The sequence below is a fragment of the Candidatus Coatesbacteria bacterium genome, assembly GCA_014728225.1.
Taxonomy (GTDB): Bacteria; RBG-13-66-14; RBG-13-66-14; order RBG-13-66-14; family RBG-13-66-14; genus WJLX01.
The window spans coordinates 1-7,908 of sequence record WJLX01000129.1; the positions used below are offsets into that span (position 1 = coordinate 1).

Annotated in this window: 7 protein-coding genes; 4 read left to right on the forward strand and 3 right to left on the reverse strand. The window is 64.0% G+C overall.

Features of this window, described 5'->3' with window-relative positions; translation table 11 throughout:
- Positions 1-131: 131 nt before the first annotated feature.
- The 4 genes from GF399_09365 (at position 132) to GF399_09380 (ending at position 4,828) form a co-directional block, all read left to right on the forward strand.
- Positions 132-356 carry a DNRLRE domain-containing protein gene (locus tag GF399_09365; protein MBD3400527.1) on the forward strand — a complete coding sequence of 75 codons (225 nt, stop codon included), beginning with the start codon at positions 132-134 and terminating at the stop codon, positions 354-356.
- Positions 357-645: 289 nt separating this feature from the next.
- On the forward strand, positions 646-2,886 hold the full coding sequence (locus tag GF399_09370) for a ribonucleoside triphosphate reductase (protein MBD3400528.1): 2,241 nt from the start codon (positions 646-648) through the stop codon (positions 2,884-2,886).
- An 8-nt stretch (positions 2,887-2,894) separates the two neighbouring features.
- Positions 2,895-3,530 (forward strand): anaerobic ribonucleoside-triphosphate reductase activating protein, encoded by a 636-nt coding sequence (locus GF399_09375; protein MBD3400529.1) that lies wholly within the window; start codon positions 2,895-2,897, stop codon positions 3,528-3,530.
- A 299-nt stretch (positions 3,531-3,829) separates the two neighbouring features.
- Complete coding sequence (locus tag GF399_09380) at positions 3,830-4,828, forward strand: WYL domain-containing protein (GenBank protein MBD3400530.1); 999 nt, start codon at positions 3,830-3,832, stop codon at positions 4,826-4,828.
- Positions 4,829-4,943: 115 nt separating this feature from the next.
- Here the strand turns inward: GF399_09380 and GF399_09385 are convergent, their stop codons facing one another.
- The 3 genes from GF399_09385 to GF399_09395 form a co-directional block, all read right to left on the reverse strand.
- Complete coding sequence (locus tag GF399_09385; GenBank protein ID MBD3400531.1) at positions 4,944-5,531, reverse strand: hypothetical protein; 588 nt, start codon at positions 5,529-5,531, stop codon at positions 4,944-4,946.
- Positions 5,532-6,132: 601 nt separating this feature from the next.
- Positions 6,133-6,852 carry a hypothetical protein gene (locus GF399_09390; protein MBD3400532.1) on the reverse strand — a complete coding sequence of 240 codons (720 nt, stop codon included), beginning with the start codon at positions 6,850-6,852 and terminating at the stop codon, positions 6,133-6,135.
- A 724-nt stretch (positions 6,853-7,576) separates the two neighbouring features.
- On the reverse strand, positions 7,577-7,908 hold a 332-nt coding region (locus tag GF399_09395), incomplete at its 5' end, for a T9SS type A sorting domain-containing protein (GenBank protein ID MBD3400533.1).

Below are 7,908 nucleotides of genomic sequence, written 5' to 3' on the forward strand. Positions count from 1 at the left end.
AGGCCTACCACGGCGGTTTCAAGCACAAGTTCAGTCTCTTCATCAGGGAGATGGAGTTCAGATTCAACCAAAGAAACGATCCCGGCATGATAGACTACCTAAAAAGCATCCTGATTGGTCCATGATCGTGTGTGATCCCTATTGATATCACCGACTATGTGATAGCCTGGGTCGAAAACGGCTACCCCAACCATGGCTTTCTCTTCGGCCCCTCAACCTACGAAGAGACCGGCATCAGATTCTATCACGGCGAAGAGAGCACCTATCCCTCCTACCGACCCAAGCTGACCGTGGTTTACACCCCGGACGCCGCCGTCGAGCATCTCAGCTGGGGGGAGATCAAGGCCCTGGATTAGCCCGACACCCCGCCGCGATAGCGCAGGACCACCGCCGCGGTCCGCCCGTCAAACCGACCACAAGATATTGTGGTCGGCTTCTTATTGTAATTCCGGCTCAACTAGCTGGTATAGCACGTATATACATGGCGTTATGAAGTTATCAACAACGCTCGCCTCTCTAAATAAGACACAAGATATTGTTGACAGCCCCGGGGCGGCGACCTATCATCAACCGCGGACGCCCGAGTCTGACGACGGGTGGCAAATCAGCGGCCGGAGATAACCTACAAGACGGGGAGGAACGGGTATGCCGACAACGGAGGGAACCGGAGTCGAGAGCGCGGTCTTCGGCGAGGTCATCAAACGTGACGGGCGCCGGGCGCCCTTCGACGCCGGCAAGATCACCGCCGCCCTGACCAAGGCCGGCCGGGCCACCGGGGAGTACGACGCCGAGACGGCCCGCAGCCTGACCCTGCGAGTGCTCAGCCTGGCCCAGACGATACTCGAGGAGCCCCCCGAGGTCGAGCGGCTGCAGGACGTCGTCGAGGAGGTCCTGCTGGCCTCACCCTTCAAGAGGACGGCCAAGGCCTACATCCTCTACCGCGACCAGCGGGCCCGCATCCGCGAGATGATCTCGCAGAACGACGTCGAGCTGATCGACGGCTATCTGGAGAAGCTGGACTGGCGGGTGCGCGAGAACAGCAACATGGCCTACTCCCTGCAGGGTTTGAACAACTTCCTGGCCAGCGAGATCTCGAAGACCTACTGGCTGAACAAGATCTATCCGGCCGAGATCCGCGAGGCCCACTCGAGCGGCGATCTGCACATCCACGACCTGAGCCAGCTCAGCGTCTACTGCGTCGGCTGGAGTCTGCAGGACCTGCTGCGCGAGGGCTTCAAGGGCGTTCCGGGCAAGGCGGCCAGCGCCCCGGCCCGGCACCTGCGCTCGGCCCTGGGCCAGGTGGTCAACTTCTTCTACACCCTCCAGGGCGAGGCGGCCGGGGCCCAGGCCTTCAGCAACTTCGACACCCTGCTGGCCCCCTTCATCCGCGCCGACGGCCTCGGCTACACCCAGGTCAAGCAGGCCCTGCAGGAGTTCGTCTTCAACCTCAACGTCCCCACCCGGGTCGGCTTCCAGACCCCCTTCACCAACGTGACCCTGGACCTCGAGCCGCCCTCGACCCTGGCCGAGAGCCCGGTGGTGCTGGGCGGCGAGTACACCGAGGACGTCTACGGCGACTTCCAGCAGGAGATGGACCTCTTCAACCGGGCCTTCATCGAGGTCCTGGCCGCCGGCGATGCCAACGGCCGCGTCTTCACCTTCCCCATCCCCACCTACAACATCACCCCGGATTTCGACTGGGACAACCCCAACCTCGAAGGGCTGTGGCAGGCCACGGCGCGCTACGGCATCCCCTACTTCGCCAACTTCGTCAACGCCGACATGAGCCCGGACGACGCCCGCTCGATGTGCTGCCGGCTGCGCCTGGACACCCGCAGCCTGGCCAAGCGCGGCGGGGGGCTGTTCGGCGCCAACCCGCTGACCGGCTCCATCGGCGTGGTGACGGTCAACCTGCCCCGGCTGGGCTTCGTCTCCCGGGACGAGGACGAGTTCTTCGAGCGCCTCGATCACCTGATGGAGCTGGCCCGCACCAGCCTGGAGATCAAGCGCGACGTGCTGGAGTCCTTCACCGACAAGGGGCTCTACCCCTACGCCCGCTTCTACCTGCGCGACGTCAAGCTGCGCTTCGACCGCTACTGGGACAACCACTTCTCGACCATCGGCCTGATCGGAGCCAACGAGGCCTGCCTGAACCTCCTCGGTCTCGATATCGGCACCGAAGAAGGTCAGGCCTTCGGCGGCAGGATCCTCGACCACATGCGGCAGCGGCTGCTGGAGTTCCAGGAGGAGACGGGCCGGCTCTACAACCTCGAAGCCACCCCGGCCGAGGGTACGACCTACCGCCTGGCCGCCCGGGACAAGGCCCGCCACCCCGGGATTCTCTGCGCCAACGAGGAGCAATCGAACAACGACGGAGCCAAACCTTTCTACACCAACTCGACGCAGTTGCCCGTCAACTACACCGACGATATCTTCGAGGCCCTCGAGCTGCAAGACGAGCTCCAGGCCCGCTATACCGGCGGCACGGTCCAGCACGTCTTCCTCGGCGAGGCCGTCGCCGATCCCGAGGCGGTCAAGACTTTCGTCCGCGCCGTCTGCGACAACTACCGCCTGCCCTACTTCACCGTCACCCCCTCCTTCTCCGTCTGCCCCAGCCACGGCTACCTGGGCGGGGAGCACGCCGAGTGCCCGGAGTGCGGCGAGCGCTGCGAGGTCTACTCGCGCTCCGTCGGCTACCTGCGCCCGGTGGACCAGTGGAACGACGCCAAACGCGCCGAGTTCGAGCTGCGCAGCCGCTTCAGCCTGGAGCGCCCCGCCCTCGCCGAGCCCGCTGCGACGGCGGCACCCACTCCGGCGGTCGAGGTCGAAAGCGCCGCCGAGCCCGCCCGCCGCGGCGGCCAACTGACCCTGTCCTTCGTCGAGTAGGGCGACCGATGCCCCCCAACGATCAGCTCCCCAGCCTGGGCGGCTTCCAGCCCTTCACCCTGAGCGACTACCCCGGTCGCCCCGCGGCGATACTCTACACCCGGGGCTGCAACCTGCGCTGCCCCTTCTGCCACAACGGCGGCCTGCTGAAGCAGCCGACGGCCGATAACGAAGACGTCCCCTACAGTCACGTCCTCACCCTGCTGACCGAACGTCGGGGCAAACTGACCGGCGTGGTGATCAGCGGCGGCGAGCCCACCATCCACCCCGACCTGCCCGCGCTCTGCCGGAGGCTCAAAGACCTGGGCTACGCCGTCAAGCTGGACACTAACGGCACCCGGCCGGCCGCGCTGCGCCACCTGCTCGCCGAGAAGCTGCTCGATTTCATCGCCCAGGACATCAAGGGCCCCCTCGAGCGCTACGACGAGTTCTGCGGCCGGTCCGTCGAGCGCGCCGCCGTGCTGGAAAGCATCGACCTCGTCGCCTCCTCCGGCCTGCCCCACCTCTTCCGCACCACCCTGGTCGAGCCCCTGTTGCGTCCCGGCGACCGGGAGCGGATCGCCGCCCTGGCGCCCCCGGGCTCCCGCCACGTCTGGCAGCGCTTCAATCCCGCCCGGGCCCTCGAGCCCCTCCTGCGCGGCTGAACCCCCCGGCGGTGTCACGGTTGTTGCAGGCCGCGGTCTCCCGCCGGAGACCGCGGCGCAACAACACGCGCCACCGCCTCGCACATCGACGACGGGTACTGGACAACCGCGGGGTCGGCGCGGGTTTTTGCGCCGCTGGACCGATCAGGGTCCAGCGGCGATGCAAAAACCGTGCCGACCCGTTTGGGCGGGGTTGAGGCGCGGAAAACCAGCCGCCCCTTGCCAGACCGGCCGGGGCGTTTTATCATTTAACGGGCTCGTTAATAGTAGACTCGTTACAAACTCAAGCGGAGGTCGCCGTGTCGCGTAACCAACAGCTCGTTCGTCAATGGCTGCTGCTCAAGACCCTGGGGCGTTACGGCAAGACCATCAAGGAGCTGGCCGGTGAGCTCGACGTCACCGAGCGGACCATCCGCCGGGACCTCCACGCCGTCGAGGACGCGGGCTTCCCGATTTACGACGAGTTGATCGACGACGACGCCCGGGCCGAACCCGGCGAGAAGCGCTGGCGGTTGATCCCGGAGTACGATCGCCTGCCGCCGATCCCCCTGAGCCGGGACGAGGCCTTCGCCGTGCTGGCGGCGGCCCGGGCTCTGGGCCATCTCGAGGACACCCCCATCGGCGAGGCCTTCGGCACCCTGGTCGAGAAGCTGCGCCGGGCCATCACCCCGCTGGAGCGGGAGCTGAGCGAGCTTTCCGGTACCTACCTCGACGACGCCGAGATCGAGCGCAGCTACGCCGCCGAGCGGGAGACCATCGAGGCCTTGCTGGCGGCGATCAACAAACGGTGCCTCCTCGACGTCACCTACCATGCGGCCCACACCGACGCCGTCACCGAGCGCACCATCGCCCCCTACTGCTTCTGGCGCTCCGGTGGCGAGCTCTACGTCATCGCCCACTGCTACCTGCGCGGCGAGGCGCGCAGCTTTCGGGTGGACCGCTTCCGCGCAGTGGCCGTCAGTGCCGCGGAGCGCGAGTGGCCGGCGGATTTCGATCCCGTCGACTTCATCCGCTACAGCTTCGGTCCCTGGGTCGGCGAACCCAAGGAGGTCGTGCTGCGCTTCACCGGCGGCAGCGCCGATTACGTCGAGGGGCTGCAGGTCCACCAGACCCAACGCCAGCGACGGCGCGACGACGGCTCCCTCGAGCTGGGCCTGCGTGTGGCCCCCTCGATCAACCTGGCCCAGTGGCTGGCCGGTTTCGGCGGCGACGTGCTCGTCGAGAAACCCAGCGAGCTGCGCCGCTGGGTCGCCGAACTACACGCCGGCGGGCTGGAGGTCAACGGGTTCGACGGTTAGCCGGGCTGCGGCGCGGGCGGGGGTCGGCGCTGACCGCTTCCAGCCCGTCAGTCCAGCCATCCTGCACACAGGGCCGGGGAGAACCCCGGCCCTGTGCGGTATCAGCTACGGCGGCCTAGAAGTAGTAGGCGTAACCGGCGAAGAAGCTCAATCCGGCGAAGCCCTGACCCTCCTCGGCGAAGATGTGGTGCAGTCTGACGCCCACCTCGGCCAGGCTGTGCGGCGGGAAGGGGAACTCGGCGCCGAGCTCGGCCACGGCGGCGAAGTTGGCGGCGTCGTAGGTGTAGCTGAAGGTATCGTCGCCGGGGTCGGAGAGGCCCAGGCTGGTCTGGCGGAGCTGGAAGGCCGGACCGGCGCTGACGAAGGGGCTGATCCAGTTGTCCGGGAGGAAGCTGACCCGGGGACAGACGCCGAAAGTCAGCAGGGTGGCGGTCTCGTCTTCGCCCAGGGCGCCGCCGTCCTTGGGCAGGATGTAGGTGAAGTCGAAGAAGCCGAAGAGCTCGAGATCGCCGGGCTCGAAGCGATAGCAGACCCGCAGACCGCCCTGGATGCCCATATCGAAATAGGCCGAGCCGCCGGCGTGGCTCCAGTAACCGGCCTCGGCCGAAAGGCCGAATCCGGTCAGGGGACGGATCTTGCGGGCCTCGACACCGCTCGCCAGCAGCAGCGCGAGCATCACGATAACCAGAAAACGTTTGCGCAAGGGCCACCTGCCAAGGCTGCGGCTCACCGTCGGGTTAAGTGAATGTTCGCAGGCAGTATAGCAATGGAAACGCAACAGTGTCAATGCGACGCGCCGACGGGAGTTGAGCCCTCGGGGGCGTAACGCCCCGCGACGAGGCGGATGACCACACGCCGTCGCCCGGCGTCGTCCACCCCGCTCGGGCCGTCAAGCCGCGCCGAAGGGGCCTCCCGGGCCGACGGAGGTTTCCGGCATCCAACCGGCCGATCGTCGACCACAGTTAGAGCAAGAAACGTGCCAACGGCGGACCGTGGCGCGGATTTGAATCCCGCCCGCCTTCGCCGGATGACTGTAACCCGTAGGGCGGGGGCTCCGCCCCCCGCCGCGATTGTTTAATGGATGCGGTTCGGCGTTAGCGATTTAACGACGGGTCGCAAGACCCCTCGACCCTCTGTTCTCGGTGGTTCCCACCCTGCTGACGCTTTGTAGAACGGGCGGCTGGTGACAGCCGCCCTTACGGGTTCCGCGGCGGTCTTGGCCGCCCTGCTGTAGGGGTGGGATTTTCATCCCGCCTGTATGACGCAATGATGATCGCCCCCTACCGCCCGATGACCACCCGGCGCTAATCACTCAGGGTCTTGATGCGGCCCCAGCTCAGCTCCTCGACGGCAACATAGCCCGCCAGGTAGTAGACGGCGTTGGCGATCAGGCGGAAACCGTCGCCGGTCCAGTGTCTATACTCGACCGCGGTGAAGTTGATCCCCACCACATTACCATCTGCGCTGAGTGCAACGCCGCCTGCATCGGAGAAGTGTGCCAGTTCATCAGCGCCGGGACGCAGTTCTGTTTGGATACGTGAATACACCTCAAATATACCAGTGACATTATCAAAGATAGGTGAAGCTGGCTTATCAATGACCATGTCACAGTAGCCTAGGTTTAGTTCTGATGAAGTGCATCCATAAGGACGATACTGGTCCGTCCACCATCGGCCAGTAGGTGCACCTCCGTAGTAGTGGTATGGGCCCATCATACTAAAACATAGATTAACGACATAACCACCATTATCAACGTAATCAGCAAGCAAATTACCCAGCCCCTCTGAATATAATATCTCAAACTCACCATCTGTAATGATACAGTCATATTGTTGTATATATGATAAGGGTGGCAATGTATCATAAATATTATACCCATATGCCAGACTAATTCTTGGATCATTATTTAATGATTGTATTAATTCTTGAAAGTGAGTAGGCTGATAAACTAGTAATGCAACCTTAATCTGATGTGGATAGCCTATGGTGACCAAAGTAAATAATAGAATAGCAATCTTTTTCATCATTGTTTCCTCACTGTACCCAGCGTCCCTGGGTTTGGATAGGTTCGTCCCACATAGCCTGAAAAGTGTCCCAATCGTCTATCACCATCTCCAACACCATCTCATCGTGGCCACACTCCGGCCAGCCGTCGGGAAAGACCGCTGGCCAAGCGGCTCGGCTGTACCAATCCAGCTGGCAGCCATCTTCGGTTTCACAGGGCCAGTAGTCTGGTCCTTGGCCACTTCGTATTCCCTGGGGGTGGGGGAAGTTATTGTAAAACATACCATATATTCCTGGTGTATGGTCAATAAAATAGAAGCACTGATCTGTTTCTGTCCAGCTCCACCAATCTTCGGGAACACCGATTTCGTTGACCGTCTTTGCCCAGGCGATCGGAAAATCGCCACCCATGTGCAGATTCGGCTCCGGGGGGTTCTCACCCGCGCGGCGCGGTGGCGCCGCCAAGGCACAGAGCGTCCAGCTGCCCGGGGGGCGGCGGGAGGTCCAGCGCCGGCCTCGAAAGCGCCCAGCACCCCATGTTGAGCAAGAAACGTGCCAACATTAAGCCGGGGGTGCTGAATCAAGCCTCTGTGCACCGACCGTTTTGAGGCATGTTACCCGTAGGGCGGGGCCCCCCGCCGTATTGGCTGCGTTCAACTGTTAGAGTGTTATTGTATTAATCAAACAGCGGTGGCGGAGGATTCACCCCCCGCCACCGCCCTAAGTGGTATTGGTAATCGCCCCCTACCGCCCGATGACCACCCGGCGGCTGAGCGCCTCACCTTGCGTCTCCAACCGCAGCAGATACACACCGCTCGACTCCCCGGCGCAGTCCCAGCTAACCTCGTGCCGCCCGGCGGCCAGTTCACCCTCGCTCAACGTCGCCACCCGCCGCCCGGCCAGGTCATAGACGCTCAGGCTGACGCGCTGGGCCTGCGGCAGCGTGAAGGCGATGCTGACATTGCTATTCGCCGGGTTGGGCCAGGGGGCCTCCAGGGTCAGCGTCCGCTCGACGTCGGGAACGACCACGGCCTCCGTCGGCCCGTATCGCTCGGTATGCCCGTCAGCGTCCGTTG